This is a genomic window from Streptomyces sp. NPDC055400, assembly GCF_053644375.1.
In genome coordinates, this window is sequence record NZ_JBSHLM010000024.1 from 64428 (window position 1) to 81836 (window position 17409).

At 70.1% G+C, this 17409-nt stretch carries 16 protein-coding genes and 3 pseudogenes; 9 read left to right on the forward strand and 10 right to left on the reverse strand.

Features of this window, described 5'->3' with window-relative positions:
• Window positions 1-52 precede the first annotated feature (52 nt).
• The gene (locus ACWIGU_RS43100; protein ID WP_454407355.1) at window positions 53-535 is read left to right on the forward strand and encodes a nitroreductase family deazaflavin-dependent oxidoreductase; all 483 of its coding nucleotides are present in this window, start codon (window positions 53-55) and stop codon (window positions 533-535) included.
• On the opposite strand, the gene ACWIGU_RS43105 is transcribed toward ACWIGU_RS43100, so the two are convergent.
• Window positions 519-1826 carry a geranylgeranyl reductase family protein gene (locus tag ACWIGU_RS43105; protein WP_454407356.1) on the reverse strand — a complete coding sequence of 436 codons (1308 nt, stop codon included), beginning with the start codon at window positions 1824-1826 and terminating at the stop codon, window positions 519-521. The two genes, ACWIGU_RS43100 and ACWIGU_RS43105, sit on opposite strands and share 17 nt — an antisense overlap.
• 211 nt (window positions 1827-2037) lie before the next feature.
• Between ACWIGU_RS43105 and ACWIGU_RS43110 the strand changes: the two genes are divergently transcribed.
• Together ACWIGU_RS43110 and ACWIGU_RS43115 are read left to right on the forward strand one after the other, a co-directional pair.
• Window positions 2038-3396 carry a M20/M25/M40 family metallo-hydrolase gene (locus ACWIGU_RS43110; protein WP_454407357.1) on the forward strand — a complete coding sequence of 453 codons (1359 nt, stop codon included), beginning with the start codon at window positions 2038-2040 and terminating at the stop codon, window positions 3394-3396.
• 96 nt (window positions 3397-3492) lie between these two features.
• Window positions 3493-4230: an MBL fold metallo-hydrolase gene (locus tag ACWIGU_RS43115; RefSeq protein ID WP_454407358.1), complete on the forward strand. Its 738-nt coding sequence runs from the start codon at window positions 3493-3495 to the stop codon at window positions 4228-4230.
• 16 nt (window positions 4231-4246) lie between these two features.
• Here the strand turns inward: ACWIGU_RS43115 and ACWIGU_RS43120 are convergent, their stop codons facing one another.
• Entirely contained in the window at window positions 4247-5287 is a 1041-nt protein-coding gene (locus ACWIGU_RS43120) for an NUDIX hydrolase (protein WP_454407359.1), read from the reverse strand.
• 148 nt (window positions 5288-5435) lie between these two features.
• Here ACWIGU_RS43120 and ACWIGU_RS43125 point away from each other — a divergent pair, with 148 nt between their 5' ends.
• The 4 genes and pseudogenes from ACWIGU_RS43125 (at window position 5436) to ACWIGU_RS43140 (ending at window position 6999) form a co-directional block, all read left to right on the forward strand.
• Window positions 5436-5666 carry a hypothetical protein gene (locus ACWIGU_RS43125; RefSeq protein WP_116501990.1) on the forward strand — a complete coding sequence of 77 codons (231 nt, stop codon included), beginning with the start codon at window positions 5436-5438 and terminating at the stop codon, window positions 5664-5666.
• A gap of 61 nt (window positions 5667-5727) precedes the next feature.
• Complete coding sequence (locus ACWIGU_RS43130) at window positions 5728-6105, forward strand: anti-sigma factor antagonist (protein ID WP_454407360.1); 378 nt, start codon at window positions 5728-5730, stop codon at window positions 6103-6105.
• Between the two features lie 310 nt (window positions 6106-6415).
• A pseudogene (locus ACWIGU_RS43135) lies at window positions 6416-6751 on the forward strand (helix-turn-helix domain-containing protein); the annotation flags it as partial.
• Between the two features lie 14 nt (window positions 6752-6765).
• Complete coding sequence (locus tag ACWIGU_RS43140; RefSeq protein ID WP_454407373.1) at window positions 6766-6999, forward strand: zinc ribbon domain-containing protein; 234 nt, start codon at window positions 6766-6768, stop codon at window positions 6997-6999.
• A 56-nt stretch (window positions 7000-7055) separates the two neighbouring features.
• Here the strand turns inward: ACWIGU_RS43140 and ACWIGU_RS43145 are convergent, their stop codons facing one another.
• Genes ACWIGU_RS43145 through ACWIGU_RS43155 form a run of 3 tightly spaced genes read right to left on the reverse strand, consistent with a single transcriptional unit; the run spans window position 7056 to window position 10188 of the window.
• Window positions 7056-7988, reverse strand: a complete 933-nt coding sequence (locus ACWIGU_RS43145; protein WP_454407361.1) for a carbohydrate ABC transporter permease — start codon at window positions 7986-7988, stop codon at window positions 7056-7058.
• Window positions 7985-8908, reverse strand: coding sequence for a carbohydrate ABC transporter permease (locus tag ACWIGU_RS43150; RefSeq protein ID WP_454407362.1), 924 nt, complete (start codon window positions 8906-8908; stop codon window positions 7985-7987). Before ACWIGU_RS43150 ends, ACWIGU_RS43145 begins: the two co-directional genes overlap by 4 nt.
• 11 nt (window positions 8909-8919) lie before the next feature.
• Window positions 8920-10188 (reverse strand): ABC transporter substrate-binding protein, encoded by a 1269-nt coding sequence (locus ACWIGU_RS43155; protein WP_454407364.1) that lies wholly within the window; start codon window positions 10186-10188, stop codon window positions 8920-8922.
• Window positions 10189-10455: 267 nt separating this feature from the next.
• Between ACWIGU_RS43155 and ACWIGU_RS43160 the strand changes: the two genes are divergently transcribed.
• Complete coding sequence (locus ACWIGU_RS43160; protein ID WP_454407365.1) at window positions 10456-12522, forward strand: NPCBM/NEW2 domain-containing protein; 2067 nt, start codon at window positions 10456-10458, stop codon at window positions 12520-12522.
• Window positions 12523-12633: 111 nt separating this feature from the next.
• On the opposite strand, the gene ACWIGU_RS43165 is transcribed toward ACWIGU_RS43160, so the two are convergent.
• Entirely contained in the window at window positions 12634-13581 is a 948-nt protein-coding gene (locus ACWIGU_RS43165; protein WP_454407366.1) for an ROK family protein, read from the reverse strand.
• A 160-nt stretch (window positions 13582-13741) separates the two neighbouring features.
• Here ACWIGU_RS43165 and ACWIGU_RS43170 point away from each other — a divergent pair, with 160 nt between their 5' ends.
• Window positions 13742-14779, forward strand: coding sequence for a LacI family DNA-binding transcriptional regulator (locus ACWIGU_RS43170; protein ID WP_454407367.1), 1038 nt, complete (start codon window positions 13742-13744; stop codon window positions 14777-14779).
• 31 nt (window positions 14780-14810) lie between these two features.
• Here ACWIGU_RS43170 and ACWIGU_RS43175 read toward each other — a convergent pair whose 3' ends face one another.
• The 4 genes and pseudogenes from ACWIGU_RS43175 to ACWIGU_RS43190 all read right to left on the reverse strand — a co-directional run.
• Window positions 14811-14972 carry a hypothetical protein gene (locus tag ACWIGU_RS43175; RefSeq protein ID WP_454407368.1) on the reverse strand — a complete coding sequence of 54 codons (162 nt, stop codon included), beginning with the start codon at window positions 14970-14972 and terminating at the stop codon, window positions 14811-14813.
• A gap of 115 nt (window positions 14973-15087) precedes the next feature.
• A pseudogene (locus ACWIGU_RS43180) lies at window positions 15088-15648 on the reverse strand (serine/threonine-protein kinase); the annotation flags it as partial.
• Window positions 15649-15830: 182 nt separating this feature from the next.
• Window positions 15831-17123 (reverse strand): DUF6986 family protein, encoded by a 1293-nt coding sequence (locus ACWIGU_RS43185; RefSeq protein ID WP_454407369.1) that lies wholly within the window; start codon window positions 17121-17123, stop codon window positions 15831-15833.
• Window positions 17124-17290: 167 nt separating this feature from the next.
• Window positions 17291-17409: pseudogene (locus ACWIGU_RS43190) on the reverse strand (electron transfer flavoprotein subunit alpha/FixB family protein); the annotation flags it as partial.

Consider the following 17409-nt stretch of genomic DNA (forward strand, 5'->3'; position numbering starts at 1 on the left):
TCTCGAAACCGCAGGCCACAACCACACCAGCGACAGCCACCAGGAGAACCCCATGACCGCGAACGCCTCGTCCGGCTCCTCCTCCCCCAGCCCTTACTACCTGAAGGGCAGCCGTCTCAACGTCCGACTGAACGGCGTGATCGGCTGGCTCGCGCGGCACGGCGTCAGCCTGATGGGGTCCGCCGAGCTCTCCGTGCGCGGCCGCAAAAGCGGTCAGATGCAGCGCATCCCGGTCAACCCGCACACGTACAAGGACGCGCAGTACATCGTCTCGGCCCGCGGGCACTCGCAGTGGGTGCGCAACATGCGCGTCGCCCAGGCCGGCGAGCTGCGCGTCGGGCGCAAGGTCCGTACGTTCACCGCGACCGAGGTGCCCGACACGGAGCAGAAGACGGCGATCCTGCGCAGCTACCTGGAGAAGTGGGGCTGGGAGGTCAACCAGTACTTCCAGGGCATCACGGCCAAGTCGACCGACGAGGAGCTGACCGCGGCCGCGCCGGACCACCCGGTCTTCCTCATCACGATCGAGAAGTAGCCTCCGGATCACCGTCGACCGATGGCGCGGCCGAGGACGCGGCCGCCGCTGCCGGCCGGTCCAGACGGCTCAGGACGCGACCCGCCATCGGATACGTCCTGACGATCTCGCCCAGCGTCGTCGAACCGCGGGTGATGCGGGCGAACGCCTTCCACGCGGGCCGGAACCCGGTGATCGCCGCGTGCAGCACGCCGGGCCTGCGCTCGAAGACGGTCAGCATCCGCCTGCCGACGCTCATCTCGACACCGAGCCCCGCCTTGACGGCGAACGCGTAGTTCAGAGCCTGCCGGCGCGCGTCCACCGCGTCGTGCGCCTCGGAGACGCGGACGGCCCACTCCCCCGCGAGACGACCCGACCGCAGCGCGAACGAGATGCCCTCGCGCGTCCACGGCTCGAGGAGACCCGCCGCGTCACCACACACGAGTACGCGACCGCGCGAGAGCGGCGAGTCGTCGGCGCGGCAGCGCGTCAGATGACCGGAGGAGACGGACGGTTCGAAGCCGGCGAGGCCGAGCCGGGCGATGAAGTCCTCCAGGTACCGCTTCGTGGCGGCGCCCTCGCCCCGCGCCGAGATCACGCCGACGGTCAGCGTGTCCCCCTTGGGGAAGACCCAGCCGTAACTCCCGGGCATCGGGCCCCAGTCGATGAGCACGCGGCCCTTCCAGTCCTCGGCGACCGTCTCGGGAACGGGGATCTCCGCCTCCAGACCCAGGTCGACCTGGTCGAGCTTCACCCCGACATGAGCCCCTATGCGGCTGGCGCTGCCGTCCGCCCCGACGACGGCGCGCGCCAGGATCGTCTCGCCGTCCTGGAGGATCACGGCGACCGTGCGCCGGTCGGGCACGGCCGAGCCGTGCTGCTCGACCCGCGAGACCGTCGTCCCCGTGCGCAGCTCGGCGCCCGCCTTCTCGGCGTGCTCGACGAGCTGGTGGTCGAAGTCGGCGCGGTTCACCAGACCGAAGAGCATGTGACGGGAGCGCCGCGTACGGCTGAACTTCCCGTCGAGGGAAAACGTCACCGCGTCGATCCGGTCCCGGAACGGCAGCTCGAATCCCGGCGGCAGCGCGTCCCTGGAGGGGCCGATGATGCCGCCGCCGCACGTCTTGTACCGGGGCAGTTCCGCCTTCTCCAGAAGGAGGACGCTGCGTCCGGCGACCGCTGCCGCGTAGGCGGCCGAGGCGCCGGCGGGACCGGCGCCCACCACGACGACGTCCCACACCTGCCCGCCGTCACCGGCGTCCGCCGCGTGCTCGCCCGTTCCGTTGCCGTCCGCCGAGTTCTCGCTGCTCACGATGGTCTACTGCTCCCGATCCAGCCGCCTGCCGCACCTTTCCCAGGCATCCTACGGCGGGGTCCTGCCAACCCCTTGTGGCAGGATCGGCACCGCATGCCCTGTGCACGAAACGCTCACGCACACCAGCCGACGGCGGACCCGCACGGACGCGTGCGAAAGCCGCATACGTACACACACGTGCAACGTCGCACCTACGAGGAGCGTTCCCATGTCACCGAATCCGATCGCCGAGACCGTCGCCTCGCTCATGCCCGGGGCCCGGACCGAGCTCGCCGAACTGGTGGCCTTCAAGTCGGTGGCGGACTTCGACCAGTTCCCGAAGAGCGAGAGCGAGGGCGCCGCGAACTGGGTGGCGGACGCGCTGCGCGCCGAGGGCTTCCAGGACGTCGCGCTGCTCGACACCCCGGACGGGACGCAGTCGGTGTACGGCTTCCTGCCGGGCCCCGAGGGCGCGCCGACCGTTCTCCTGTACGCGCACTACGACGTGCAGCCTCCGCTGGACGAGTCGGCCTGGGTCACGCCGCCGTTCGAGCTGACGGAGCGTGAGGACGGCCGCTGGTACGGGCGCGGCGCCGCGGACTGCAAGGGCGGCGTCCTGATGCACCTGCTCGCGGTGCGCGCGCTCAAGGCCAACGGCGGTGTCCCGGTGAACGTCAAGGTGATCGCCGAGGGTTCCGAGGAGCAGGGCACGGGCGGTCTCGAGCGGTACGCGGAGCAGCACCCGGAGCTGCTGAAGGCGGACACGATCGTCATCGGTGACGCCGGCAACTTCCGGGTCGGCCTGCCGACGGCCACGTCGACGCTGCGCGGCATGACGCTCGTCCGCGTCCAGGTCGACACCCTCGGGGGCAACCTGCACTCGGGCCAGTTCGGCGGCGCGGCCCCGGACGCGCTCGCGGCGCTGGTGCGTGTCCTCGACTCGCTGCGCGCGGAGGACGGCTCGACGACGGTCGACGGTCTCGCGGGCGACGCCGTGTGGGACGGACTCCAGTACGACGAGGGCCAGTTCCGCAAGGACGCCAAGGTCATCGACGGTGTCGGGCTGATCGGTTCGGGCACGGTCGCCGACCGCATCTGGGCCCGCCCCGCCGTCACCGTCCTCGGTATCGACTGCCCGCCGGTCGTCGGCGCGACGCCGTCCGTGCAGGCCGGGGCGCGCGCCGTGATCAGCCTGCGGGTGCCGCCGGGCACGGACGCCGTGGAGGCGACGAAGCTCCTCGTCGCGCACATCGAGTCGCACACCCCGTGGGGCGCCCGCGTCCAGGTCGAGCAGATCGGGCAGGGCCAGGCGTTCCGCGCGAACACCGGCAGCCCGGCGTACGCGGCGATGACGGAGGCGATGGGCGTCGCGTACGACGGTCAGGAGATGCAGTACGCGGGCCAGGGCGGCTCGATCCCGCTGTGCAACACGCTCGCGTCGCTGTACCCGGAGGCGGAGATCCTGCTGATCGGCCTGAGCGAGCCCGAGGCGCAGATCCACGCGGTGAACGAGAGCGTGTCGCCGCAGGAGCTGGAGCGGCTCTCGGTCGCCGAGGCGCTGTTCCTCCAGAAGTACGCCGCGATCTGAGACGCGTAACAGCCGTCGTCTTCGCCCCGGGCAGAGGAGTTCTGCCCGGGGCGTAGCCATGTCCCCCGGTCCGCTGCGCGTCCCTACGGTCGGCGTATGAGTGTCTACGGCATCACCGATGTGATCGAGGTCGTTCCGCGGCTGCACCTGTTGCGCTTCCCGGTGGGGCAGGCCTGTCTGTGGGACGACGGGGGCGAGTTGACGCTGGTGGACGCGGGGGCCGCAGGCGCCGGGACGGCGATCGCCGGCGCCGTACGCGCGCTCGGCCACCATCCGCGCGAGGTGCGCCGGATCGTCCTGACTCACTTCCACGAGGATCACGCGGGCGGCGCGGGCGAGTTCGCGGCGCTCAGCGGGGCGGACGTGTGGGCGCACTCGCTCGACGCGCCGTTCGTACGCGGCGAACGGACCGGCCCCGCCCCGGAGTTCGAGGACTGGGAGCGCCCGCTGTACGCACAGGCGCAGAAGCTGCTGCCGCCACCGCCGATGAATCCAGTACTACCGTGTGAGGTAAGGGAGTTGGCGGGCGGTGACGTGCTCGACTTCGGCGGTGGCGCCCGCGTCGTCGCGGTACCCGGGCACACGGACGGCAGTATCGCGCTCCATCTGCCGTACCACGGCGTGCTGTTCACCGGTGACGCCGTGGCCGCGTCCCCGGTGGACGGGCAGGTCATCCTGGGCGTGCTGAACCTCGACCGCGCGCGGTCCGTCGAGTCCTTCCGCACCCTGGCCTCGCTCGACTCCGACGTGGCGTGCTTCGGGCACGGCGACCCGGTGACGGGCGGGTCGGCGGCGGCCCTGCGTGCGGCGGTCGCACGCCTCGACGCCGCGTAGACATCCCCGTACGGCGTCAGCCCACCGGCACTCCGGCCTCCAGGTAGAGGGCGGCGCCGCGCTCGCGGGCCCGCAGCGCCCAGCGCAGACGCTCGTACCGGACGGGAGGCAGGAGTCCGGCAGCCTCCTGTTCGGTGACGAACCGCCAGCCGCGCAGCTCCGGGCCCGGGAGGATCATGCGGCGGGCCTCGGCGCCGTGGAGGCGCCCGCCGTCGAAGAGCAGCCGCAGGCCGCCGTACGCGGGAGGTGCGGGCGCCTCCCAGTCCACGACGAGCAGGCCGGGCAGCTCGGGGAGCTGGATCCCGGTCTCCTCGGCGACCTCCCGTACACCGGCCCTGGCGGGGGCCTCTCCGGGTTCCACGACACCGCCGGGGAACTCCCAGCCGGCCTTGTACGTGGGGTCGACGAGGAGCACGCGGTCCTCCTCGTCGAAGAGGAGGACGCCCGCGGCGACGGTCTCACCGGTGGGCTCGGGCGTCTGGACGATGTCGCACGGCTCGACGGCACCGGTCCGCACGGCCTCGGCGATGCGTTCGGCCGCTCCGTACGCGCTGAGCGCGCTGGTGTCGACGGGGTGGGCGTCGGTGGTGAGCCAGGTGGCCAGCGCCGTGCGGTAGGCCTCGATGTGGTCGTGGGACCACCGGCGGACGCGCAGCTCGCCGTCGCGGGACTCGGGCGGTATCTCGCGCCGGGCTGTTCGCTCGCGCAGGATCGTTTCCGCCGGGACGAGGAGCACATGGCGTACCGGGATCCTGCGGGCGGCGAGACCGCCGAAGATCTCGTCGCGGTACTCCTGGCTGAGCAGCGTCGCCGGGACCACGAGGACGCCGCCCACCTCGGCGAGCAGCGCGGCGGCGGTGTCGACGACGAGCCGCCGCCAGATGCGCAGGTCCTGGATGTCGGTCACCTCGGCCAGCTGCTTGGCGGGCAGCAGCTGCGCGAGTTCCCCGCCGATCGTGTCGGGGTCGAAGAGCGTGCTGTTCGGGATCAGCTCGATCAGTTCCCGTGCGGTGGTGGTCTTCCCCGCACCGAAAGCACCGTTGATCCAGACGATCACGGTTCCCCCTCCTCTGTCGGCCCCCTGAGGCTTGCCCGCAACAGCGTGCGGCGGAAACCAGCACCTGATGGGGGCGCGCCTCGCGTACGCCTCGCGCACGTCACCGAGGTCCGCGAACCAGCCGCGGGGGCCGCTTAGGATCCGCCCCGTGGACCTTCCCGAAGAGTTGATTCGCATGCAGCACGACGCCGATGACAAGGGCCGCACCCTGGAGCACCTCGACGACGGTGAGCGCCAGGCGCAGCGGGAGGCCTGGTTCGAGGCGGCGGCCAAGGTCGAGGCCGCGGTCACGGCGTACGCGCAGGAACAGGGCCTGAACCGGCACGACGTGGAGAAGACCCTGCGCCAGGCCGCCCGCCGGCCGCACTCCCAGAGCTGACTGCGGACGGTGTACGGGAGCGCTCCCCCCTTGACGTGTGTCCGCGCGGCCGGGGGGATCCATGCGACAGGGTGAACAGCGCCGCGGCGACACGGACGCGCCCCCGGCGCCCCCCGTGGTCTACGAAACCGGTGACTGCGTCGTCGTCGAACTGCGCGGCGAGGTCGACATCGTGACACTCCAGGACTCCGCCGCCCTGCTCGAGACGGTGGCGGCGGGCCCGGCCGCCACTGTGGTGATCGACCTGACCCGCACGACGTTCTTCGACTGCTCGGGCCTCACCCTCCTCATGCGCACCCGCCGCCGCGTGGAGTCCCGCGGCGGCCGCCTCAGACTGGTCTGCGACCAGCCCATGACTCTGCGCCTGCTGGAGGTGACGGGCCTGCTGCCGCTCTTCGCCCCGGCCCCGACTGTCGAGGCGGCGGTACGGCACGACTAGAGCGACCGGCCCGGCTCCCGGGATTCATTCGCAGTGCATCGGGCTTCAGCCCGGTGGTGAAGCGAATCCGGAGATCGCGACGCGGAGCGTCGCGGCGTCCCTCCCCGCGGAGCAGCGAGGTGTGGTCCTCCGGACTGCCGGTGCGGAGCATCATGGCTCGCCTCCTTCCCGGCCTCCGCCCCACGCGTCCAACGATCATCGGCGGGCGCGACAGGCCGAACTTGAGCGCGAGCGCCAAACAGGAGGACGATCGTGATCACTTCCGATCTCCTGGGGCGGTGCCCGGGAGGGCGCACCCAGGATGACGTTCATGCAGCTCCGGTACGCCTTCAGGTCGTACCCGGGGCCCGGTCAACGCATTGCGTTGGGCAGGGCGTTCGGGTGCGCACGCGTCGTGTTCAACGACGCGGTGCGCGCCCGTCAGGACGCCCACACGGCGGGTCTGCCGTATCCGAAGGCCGCCGAGCTGTCCCAGACCCTGATCACCCGCGCCAAGCAGAGTCCCGAGCGTGCCTGGCTGGGCGAGGTGTCCTCGGTGGTGCTCCAGCAGTCCCTGCGCGATGTGGAGGCCGCCTACCGGGCGTTCTTCGCCTCCCTCAAGGGGGAGCGTAAGGGCGCGAGGGTGGGTGCGCCGCGGTTCGGTTCGAGCCCACGAGCCAACTGTGCTCCACCTGCGGACACCACGACGGCCCCGAACCCCTGCATGTCAGGGCGTGGACCTGCCCCGCCTGCGGCACCGACCACGACCGCGATCACCACGCGTCGATCAATGTGAAACAGGCCGCCGGACTGGCGGTAACAGACTGCGGAGCGCCGGTGAGACCAGAACCCGTTCTGGCCCAACGCGAAGAAACAGGAAGCCACGGAATCCCAGCGGGAAGCCGTGCCGCATAGGCGGCACAGCAATCCGTGGGACGGCCGGAACCCCCGGCTTCAGCGCGAGGAGCATGTCAACCCTTGCTCGACCCCAGCGTGAGTCCCGCGATGAAGTGCCTCTGCAGGAGCAGGAACACCAGGATCGTGGGAAGAGCCACCAGGACCGAACCTGCGGCAAGGAGGTTGTAGTCCGTGAAGAATTGGCCCCTGAGGTTGTTGAGGGACGACGTGATCGGGAGTTTGCCGGGGTTGGAGATGAAGATCAGGGCCCAGAGGAAGTCGTTGTAGATCCAGGTGAATTCGAGCGTGCCGAGCGCCGCGAGAGCCGGGCGGCACAGTGGCAGCGTGATGCGCCAGAACTGCGTCCACAGTCCCGCGCCGTCGACGATCGCCGCCTCGAGGATTTCCTGGGGAAGCGTCCGCATGAAGTTCGCCAGGACGAAGACGCAGAATCCCAGCTGGAATCCGATGTTGACGATGATCACGGCCCAGTACGAGTCGTACATCGTCAGCGAGTCCGACATCCACCACGGCAGCGGAATCTTCAGGAAGAGAACGTACAGCGGGGTGACGAGAACCTGGGGTGGCAGCAGGTTTCCCGCCGTGAAGAACATCAGGAGCACGATTCCGCCGCGCACCTTGATGCGTGACACCGCGAAGGCGACGAAGGCGGCGAGAAAGAGTGTGATCAGGACGGCCGGGACGGCGATGATCAGGGTGTTCTTGAAGTACTCGCCCATCCCCGAGTCGCTGAAGGCCTCACGGTAATAGTCGAAGGACAGGTGCTTGGGCAGCGAGAAGTAGCCGTGCTGCGCCGTCTCCTCATAGGGCCGCAGCGAGGCGTAGACCGCGAGCAGGAGCGGCGCGAGGAACGCCAGCGAGACGGCCATGAGGAAGATGTGCACCCCGAACCGGCCGCGCCGGCGCGGGTGTTCACCGCGCCGGTCGCCGCCGGCCAGGGAGCGGCCCCGGGCGGCGGGGGATGTCGTACGGATGTCGGCGGTCATCGGTCGCGCGCACCTCGCAGCTCTTGGACCAGGAACGTCACGATGAATCCCAGGGAGACCGTGAGAAGGACGACCGCGATGGCCGAGCCGAAGCCGATGCGGCTGGCCTCGCCGATGACGTTGTCCGTGATGAGGACGGACAGCAGTTCCAGGCCGTTGCGGCCCTTGTTCACGGCGTAGACGATGTCGAAGGCGCGCAGCGACTCGATGACGGTGATGACGCCGACGATGACATTGACGGGGCGCAGAGTCGGGAAGACGACGCGGAAAAAGGTCTGCCGGGCGTTCGCGCCGTCGATCGCGGCGGCTTCTTTCAGGGTCGGGTCGACGGATTTGAGGCCGGCGAGATAGAGGATCATCACGTATCCGGTGTGCCGCCAGCTCGCGGCCAGCATCATCATCCAGATGTTGATGTCCGAGTCGCCCAGCCAGTCGATCGGGTTCTCGTGGTTGTTGAGAACGGTGTTGACGACGCCCTGGTCGGTGCCGAGGACGAGCTGCGCCATGAATCCGACGACGGCGAGTGAGAGCACGACCGGCATATAGAGAGTCGACTGGTAGAAACGGCTGAAGCGCACGCCGCGGTCGATGAGTACGGCGAGGAAGAGGCCGAAGGGCGTGGCGATCAGGCCGAGAAAGGCGAGCCACAGGAGGTTGTGGCGCACGGCCGGCCAGAACGGCGGATAGTTGTCGACGAGGTTCTGGTAGTTCTTTCCGCCGACCCAGTGGATGTCGCCGATGCCGTCCCACGACGTGAAGGACAGGCCGATGGAGGCGAGCGTGGGGCCCCAGATGATGACGATGTCGAGCAGTACGGGTATTCCCAGGAGCACGACGAGAACGGCGAGGTCACGGCGGGTGAACCGCCGTGACCTCCGCCGCCCTGCGCGCCGCGCGGTCTTCAGCGCCACGGAACGCATTCCCCCACTACTCAGCTGACGGCGGACGAGAAGATTTCCTTCTTCTGCCGCTCGATCCGGTTGACGAGGCCGTCGACATCGTTCGGATTTCCGATGAAGTCCTGGAGCGCCTTGATCATCACGGTCTGCGCGAAGTCGGGCCGGGTGTCGCGGTCCATGAACTGCGATATCTGCTTGGCCCCAGAGACGAGTTCGGCGGACTTCTTCTGCAGCGGGGTGTACTTGGAGGTGTCGGCACCGTCGTTCACGGCGACGTTGTTCGGGTCGCCCGCGAGATAGATGTCCTCGGCCGCGGGAGTGCCGAGGTATTTGAGGAGCGCCTTGCCCGCGTCGACGTTCTTGGCCTTCTTCGCGATCAGAAACCCGTCGATGGGGGCTTCCACCGCGTCCTGCCCGTACTGGGGGTCGATCTCCGGGAACGCGAAGAAGTCGATGTCCGCGCGTTCGTTCTCCGGGAACTGCTGGCCCGGGTGCGGCATCCCGAAGACGGCCATGCCGGTCTGGCGCTTCTGCAGGCCCTGAGCGGCCTCTTCCCAGGTCCGGCCGAGCGCGCCCTTCTGGTAGTACGGCATGAGTTCGCGCCAGAGGTCGAACACTTTCTTGACCTTGGTGTCGGTCCAGGCTTCCGTACCCGCCATGAGGCCCTTGTGGAAGTCGTATCCGTTCAGGCGCATGTTGATGTAGTCGAAGGTGCCCATCGCGGGCCAGCCGTCCTTGTCGCAGAACGCGACCGGGGTGCCGTCCTTGTGCATCCGCTTCGCCAGGGCGATGAAGTCGTCCCAGTTCTTGGGCTGTTCGTAGCCCTTCTTCTCGAAGAGGCTCTTCCGGTGGAAAACGGCCCACGGATAGTAGTAGTACGGCACGAAGTACTGCTTGCCGTCGTGGGTGGACTGGTCCTTGAGCGCCTGCGAGAAGCCCTTGAAGCCCTTCCAGACGTCGTCGACGTCCGTCAGGAGACCCTTCTCGGCGAAATACTGCATGCGGTAGCCGGCGAACCACATGAAGACGTCGTCCGGGGTGCCCTGGAGATAGCGCGTGATGTTCGTCTGGAACTCGTTGTGTTCCGTGGTGTTGACGTCGACTTTCTTCCCGGACTTCTTCTCGTATGCCGTGAAGGCCGCCGCGAACGCCTTCTTCGGCACCGCGTCCGAGGAGTTGGACCCCACGGTGACCGTCTTCTTGTCGCCGCCCGGGCCGTCCCCGCACGCCGTGAGCAGTGCCGGGAGCGTGAGCGCACCGGCGCCCACCGCCGCACCCCGCAGGAGACCCCGACGGGACATCCGATGTCCTGTCGCGCTCCCGGGCGCGCCAGAACCGTAGAACGATGACTGTGCCATGTCCCCCTCCTGGGGCCGCAACCCAACACAACCGAACGCGAGGGTTGGATCCCACTCCCAACTCCCGAGATCGTCAAGGGTTCTGACGGGACATCGGGCAACCGTTACCGCATCTCTTCCAACAGAGTCCAACACGGCCTACCGTAAACGCGCGCCAATGACGCGAACATGACGTCACCCCACCTTTCGCGAGTACGGAGGAACGTAACGATGCGTCACCTTCCCACCCGCACCTCTCGCACCACCCGCCGAAGAGTCGTCGGAGCGTTGGCCACCGGGCTGCTGTGTGCCGCGGGCGTCACGGCGCCGGCCGCGGTCGCCGACCCGCCGAAAGCCGGTGCGGCCGGCTCGCAGAGCGCGAGCGCCCAGACGGCCTCGCCCACGCTCGACGACGGGCTCGCGCTGACCCCTCCCATGGGCTTCAACAACTGGAACTCCACGCACTGCCGCGCCGAGTTCAACGAGGCCATGGTCAAGGGCATCGCCGACATCTTCGTGGACAAGGGCCTCAAGGCCGCGGGCTACCAGTACGTCAACCTCGACGACTGCTGGGCCCTGCCGCAGCGCGACGCGAACGGCAAGCTCGTGCCGGACCCCGTGCGCTTCCCGGGCGGCATCAAGGCCGTGGCCGACTACGTCCACTCCAAGGGCCTCAAGCTCGGCATCTACACGAGCGCGGGCACCAAGACGTGCAGCGACATCGGCTTCCCCGGCGGCCTCGGCCACGAGTACAGCGACGCCCAGCAGTTCGCCGACTGGGGCGTCGACTACCTCAAGTACGACAACTGCAACAACCAGGGCGTCGACGCCAAGCAGCGCTACCGCACGATGCGTGACGCCCTGAAGGCCACGGGCCGGCCCATCGTCTACAGCCTCTGCGAATGGGGTTCCAACAAGCCCTGGGAGTGGGCGGCCGACGTCGGCCATCTATGGCGCACCACCGGTGACATCAGTGACAGCTGGGGCTCGATGCTCTCCCTGATGAAGCAGAATCTGCCGCTCGCGCAGTACGCGGGTCCCGGGCACTGGAACGACCCCGACATGCTCGAGGTCGGCAACGGCGGCATGACCGCGACCGAGTACCGCACCCACTTCTCGATGTGGTCGATCATGGCCTCACCGCTGCTCATCGGCACCGACCTGCGCAAGGCCTCCGCCGAGACCCTCGAGATCCTCGGCAATCGCGACGTCATCGCGGTCGACCAGGACCCGCTGGGCAAGCAGGGCACGGTGCTCTCCTCCGAGGGCGGGCGCTGGGTCGTCGCCAAGGAGATGAAGGACGGCAGCCGCGCCGTCGCCCTGTTCAACGAGTCGGGCAGCGCGCAGCGGATCGCCACGACGGCGAAGGCTGTCGGGCTGCCGGACGCCGACGCATACACACTGCGCGACCTGTGGCAGCACAAGAGCTACAACACGGCCGGGGCCATCTCGGCGACCGTGCCCGCGCACGGGACCGTACTGGTACGGGTCGCCGCCGACGACAAGTGGGCCGCGAACCCGCCCGCCGTCGAACTCGGCCTGAGCGGCGCGCCGTTCGTCGAGGCGGGCAAGGCCGCCCGTCTCACGACGTCGGTCACCGACCTCGGCCGCACACCCGCACGCCAGGTGTCCGTCGCCCTGGACGGGCCCGCAGGGTGGAGCGTCAGGCCGACCTCGCCGACCGGCGCCGGATCCGTGACCACGGGCAAGGCGCTCACCACGTCGTGGACCGTGACGGCGCCGGCGGGGACGGCGACGGGGGCGTACGACCTGTCCCTCAAGGCCACGTACCGCTCGCCGGGCGGGGTGGGCGCCCAGAGCGCGCTGCCGCTGACCGCGCACGTGGTGGTCGCACCACCGGCCGGGGCCTCGTCACTCGGCGATCTGCCGTGGCTCTCCACGACGAACGGGTGGGGGCCCGTCGAGCGCAACACCAGCAACGGGGAGAGCGACGCGGGTGACGGGCATCCGATCACCATCGGCGGCGTCGTGTACGCGAAGGGGCTCGGCGTGCACGCGGACAGCGCCGTCGAGTACTACACGGGCGGCTCGTGCGAGCGCGTCAGCGCGAATGTGGGCGTCGACGACGAGAAGGGCACGAAGGGCACCGTGACGTTCGAGATCTGGGCCGACGGCAAGAAGGTGGCATCGACCGGCACCCTCACCAACGCGGACGCGGCGGAGCAGCTGTCGGCCGACGTGGGCGGGGCCCAGGCGGTACGCCTCGTGGTGACCGACGCCGGCGACGGCGTGGACTCCGACCACGCGGACTGGGGGGACGCGACGCTGTCCTGCTGACGCGTCAGGGGGCGGCGTCGGGGCAGAGCTTCCAGCCCCGACACCGCCCCTTCGAACTCAGGTGACGCGTCCTCGAACTCAGGTGACGCGTCTGCGAACTCAGGTGACGCGTCAGAGTGTCGACACGTCCCGGTCGCGCGTGAGCGCAGCCGCTGCCGCTCCGACGAGACCCGCGTCCGTGCCCATGCGGGCCGGGGCCACCGTGAGGCGCTGCACGAACGACAGCGTCGCGTAGTCACGCAGCGAGCGGCGCAGGGGCGCGAAGAGGACTTCTCCCGCCTTCGCCACTCCCCCGCCGATCACCGCGATGTCGATCTCCACGAGCGTGGCCGTCGCGGCGATGCCCGCGGCCAGCGCCTGGGCGGCCCGTTCGAACGAGGCGACGGCCATCTTGTCGCCCGCGCGCGCGGCCGCCGCCACCGCCGCGGCCGACACGTCGCCGTCCGCGCCGGGACGCCAGCCGCTGTCCAGCGCGCGGCGCGCGATGTTCGGCCCGCTCGCGATCCGCTCCACGCAGCCGCGCGCCCCGCACGGACACGCGTCCCCGTCCAGATCCACGCTGATGTGGCCGATGTGGCCCGCGTTGCCCGTGGGGCCCGGGTGCAGCTTGCCGCCGAGGATCAGGCCGCCGCCGACGCCGGTGGAGACGACCAAGCACAGCGCGTTGTCATGGCCTTGCGCCGCGCCCTGCCAGTGCTCGGCGGCCGTCATGGCCACGCCGTCGCCGACCAGATCGACGGGCAGGCCACCGGTGACCGCGCGGACCCGGTCCACGAGCGGGAAGTCGCGCCAGCCCGGCACGTTGACCGGGCTCACCGTGCCGGTGGAGGCGTCCACCGGACCCGCGCTCCCGATGCCCACGGCCCGCGCCCGCACCCACAGCGGCGCGGCGGTCAGCTCGCGCAGCACGTCCTCGACGGCCCGCATCACCGTGTCCCCGTCCTCCTTGGCCGGAGTCGGCCGCTGCGCGCGCAGCAGGATGCGGCCGTGGTCGTCCACCAGGGCCCCGGCGATCTTGGTGCCGCCGATGTCGAGCGCGGCGACGAGGTCGGTCTGCATCAGTGTGAGGTCCCCTGGTGAAATGGCAGGTCGGAGAATGCGATGGATAGTCTCTCCCGCATCTGACAACGTTGTCCAGGGCCTATGCTCGACGCCACATCCCCATACAGCATGATGAACCCCCTGGAACCGCAGCGACGACAGGACAGGACAGCCCACCGTGGACCGCACCGCCCGCCGCCCCGACAGCCGTTACGGCAACCGCCCGACCATGAAGGACGTCGCGGCGCGCGCCGGGGTGGGACTCAAGACGGTGTCCCGCGTCGTGAACGGCGAGCCGGGGGTCACCCCCGACACCGAGCGTCGCGTCCAGGAGGCCATCGAGGCCCTGGGCTTCCGCCGCAACGACAGCGCGCGCGTCCTGCGCAAGGGCAGGACCGCGAGCATCGGCCTGGTGCTCGAGGACCTGGCCGACCCGTTCTACGGGCCCCTGAGCCGCGCCGTCGAGGAGGTCGCCCGCGCCCATGGCGCGCTGCTCATCAACGGGTCGAGCGCCGAGGACCCGGAGCGCGAGCAGGAACTCGTCCTCGCGCTCTGCGCACGCCGGGTGGACGGGCTCGTGGTGATCCCGGCCGGTGACGACCACCGCTACCTGGAGCCCGAGATCGCAGCCGGTGTCGCGACCGTGTTCGTCGACCGTCCTGCCGGGAAGATCGACGCGGACGTGGTCCTGTCCGACAGCTTCGGGGGCGCGCGTGACGGCGTCGCGCATCTGATCGCGCACGGCCACCGCCGTATCGGCTTCATCGGTGACCAGCCGCGCATCCACACCGCCGCCGAGCGTCTGCGCGGCTACCGGACCGCGATGGAGGACGCCGGGATAGTCGTCGAGGACGCGTGGATGTCGCTCGGTGTGACCGATCCGGAGCGGGTGCGGCGCGCCGCGGAGGAGATGCTCGCGGGGCCCGGGCCGGTCACGGCGATCTTCGCGGGCAACAACCGTGTGACGGTCACGGTCGTCCGTGTCCTTTCGGAGGTGACGCGCCCGGTGGCGCTGGTCGGCTTCGACGACATCGAGCTGGGCGATCTGCTGCGCCCCGGCGTGACCGTCGTCGCGCAGGACGCCGCACAGCTGGGCCGCACGGCCGCCGAGCGGCTTTTCCGGCAGCTCGACGGGGTGTCGGTGACGCCGGAGCGGATCGAGCTGCCGACCCGGCTGATCACGCGCGGCTCGGGCGAACTGCCCCCGGCCGACTGACGGTTGAGGCCTCAGGGGGCTCGGCGGGCGGTCACCAGACAGGGAGCCCGGGGAGAGGCGCGTCGTTGTCGCCGCCCTTGATGTAGACGTCGCTGACGAAGACGTTCCTGTTGCCGCTGTCGTCGTCCGTCTTCGCCCACCAGACGTTCGTCCACTGCCCGTACGTCTCGCGCGGCCCAGATTCTGCTGGCATTGAGGTGCTCTCCTCCCTTCGCACGCTCAGGAAGGAGATTCCCGTCTACCTTGCGGTGGCGGGCTTGACGCACTTTGCACGCCTGACGACTGCCCTCCCGGCAGCCGGGATGAGCGCGTGGCCCATCGGGCCCATACGTCGGATGCCGGACCGGGGTCCTGACCCTGGGCGCGCTCGGGGGCCAAATAGTCGAGGGAGCCTACGAGTTCGCCGCTGCGGGTGAGGTGGGTCGCCGAGCCGTCGCCCGGTCGTCCATCGTCGCGATGCCGAAGTCCGTGAGGACGACGCGGCCCGAGCGGTCGAGGAGGATGTTGCCCGGCTTCACGTCCCGGTGCAGGACCCCGGCGCGGTGGGCCGCCGCGAGGGCGTCCATGACCTTGGCGCCGATCGCGGCGGCCTCGCGCGGGTCGAGCGGGCCCTGCTCGCGCAGGACGTCGTCGAGGGACGGGCCGTCGACGAGTTCCATGACGATGAAGGGCCGGCCGTCGACCTCGGTGACGTCGTGCACGGCGACGACTCCGGGGTGGCGCACGCGTGCGGCGGCGCGGGCCCCGCGCTGCATCCGCACGCCGAGGTCGGCCAGCTCGGAGCCGGCGGCGTCCGAGTAGGTGCGCAGTTCCTTGAGGGCGACCTCACGGCCGAGCACCTCGTCGGCCGCGCGCCACACGACGCCCATGCCGCCGCGGCCGAGCTGTGCAAGTACCCGGTACCGCCCTGCAATGAGGCGGCCGCCTCCCGTCTCTTCCTGATCCCCCGAAGACGCCGCTGCCCCGTCCCTGTGACGCCTGTTTCAATGGCGTACAGACTACGGGGCAGCGGTGACAGGACCGGATACGCGTTACGGGACCGGGACGACCGTCACCGTTCCTGCGCGGTCAGGTCGCCGCGGCGCGGACCCGCGAATCCCTGGAGGCGGGCCAGGGTGAGACCGGTGATCCGGGTGACCTCGCCCGTGTCGAGTGCGCCGCAGTCCAGGCCGCGCAGCAGATAGCCGGCGAGCGCCTTGGCGGTGGCCGGCTCGTCCGCCACGTCGCCGCCCTCGTGGTGACCGGCGTAGGCGGCGAGGCGCGCGGCGGCCGACTCGAAGCCCTCGCGGTAGAAGGCGAAGACCGCGGCATAGCGGGTCGGGATGTGGCCCGGGTGCATGTCCCAGCCCTGGTAGTAGGCCCGGGCCAGGGCGCGGCGGGTGAGGCCGTAGTGCAGGCGCCAGGCGTCGTGGACCTTCGCGGTCGTGCCGACGGGCAGGACGTTGGTGGAGCCGTCCGAGACGCGGACACCGGTTCCGGCGGCGGCCACCTGCATGACGGCCTTCGCGTAGTCGGCGGCCGGATGGTCGCTGGCCTGATAGGCGGCGCTGACGCCGAGGCAGGCGCTGTAGTCGAAGGTGCCGTAGTGCAGTCCGGTCGCGCGGCCTTCGGCGGCGTCGATCATGCGGGCGACGGCGGCGGTGCCGTCGGCGGCGAGGATGGACTGGCTGGTCTCGATCTGGATCTCGAAGCCGAGGCGTCCCGCCTCGAGGCCGTGCGCCTTCTCGAACGCCTCCAGAAGCCGGACCATGGCGGTGACCTGCTCCGGGTAGGTGACCTTGGGGAGCGTGAGGACGAGCCCGTCGGGGAGGCCGCCCGCCTCCATGAGGCCGGACAGGAAGATGTCGAGGGTGCGGATGCCCCGGTCGCGTACGGGTGCCTCCATGCACTTCATGCGGATGCCCATGTACGGAGCGGCGGTGCCGTTCTTGTACGCCTCGGCGACCAGCCGGGCCGCGCGGGCGGCGTCCTGGTCCTCGTCGGCGCCCTTGTAGCCGTCCTCGAAGTCGACGCGCAGGTCTTCGACCGGCTCGCGCTCCAGCTTGGCGCGTACGCGCGAGTGGACTGCCTCGGCGAGGTCGTCGCCCAGACCGAGAACGGCGGCGAAGGAGGCGGCGTCCGGGGCGTGTTCGTCGAGCATCGCCAGGGCCTTGTCGCCCCACGCGCGAAGGGTGCCGGCGTCGAACTGCTCACCGGGGACGTACACGGTGTGGACGGGCTGCCGGGTGCCGGGGTCTCCGGGGTAGCGGCGCTCCAGCTCCGCGTCCACCGGGGCGAGGGAAGCGCTGATGCCCTCGCTGACCGCACCGGCGAGGCTCGTTGCCACCTTCTCTTGCTGACCCATTCCTGCACCCTCCACACTCTCGACGTTCCAGAGTTTCCGCTTCACGGAATCAACAATCCGTATAGCGAAGTTATCTGCGCTCGCCACCTGCGTCAATGGTCCCTCGTACGCGAACGGGGCCGCGCGGTGAAGATCACCACGCGGCCCCGTTACCGGCCCGGAGAAGCTCAGCCCTTGCGGGTGTTGATTTCCTCGGTGAGTTGGGGGACGACGTCGAAGAGGTCGCCGACGACGCCGTAGTCGACGAGGTCGAAGATGGGGGCTTCGGCGTCCTTGTTGACCGCGA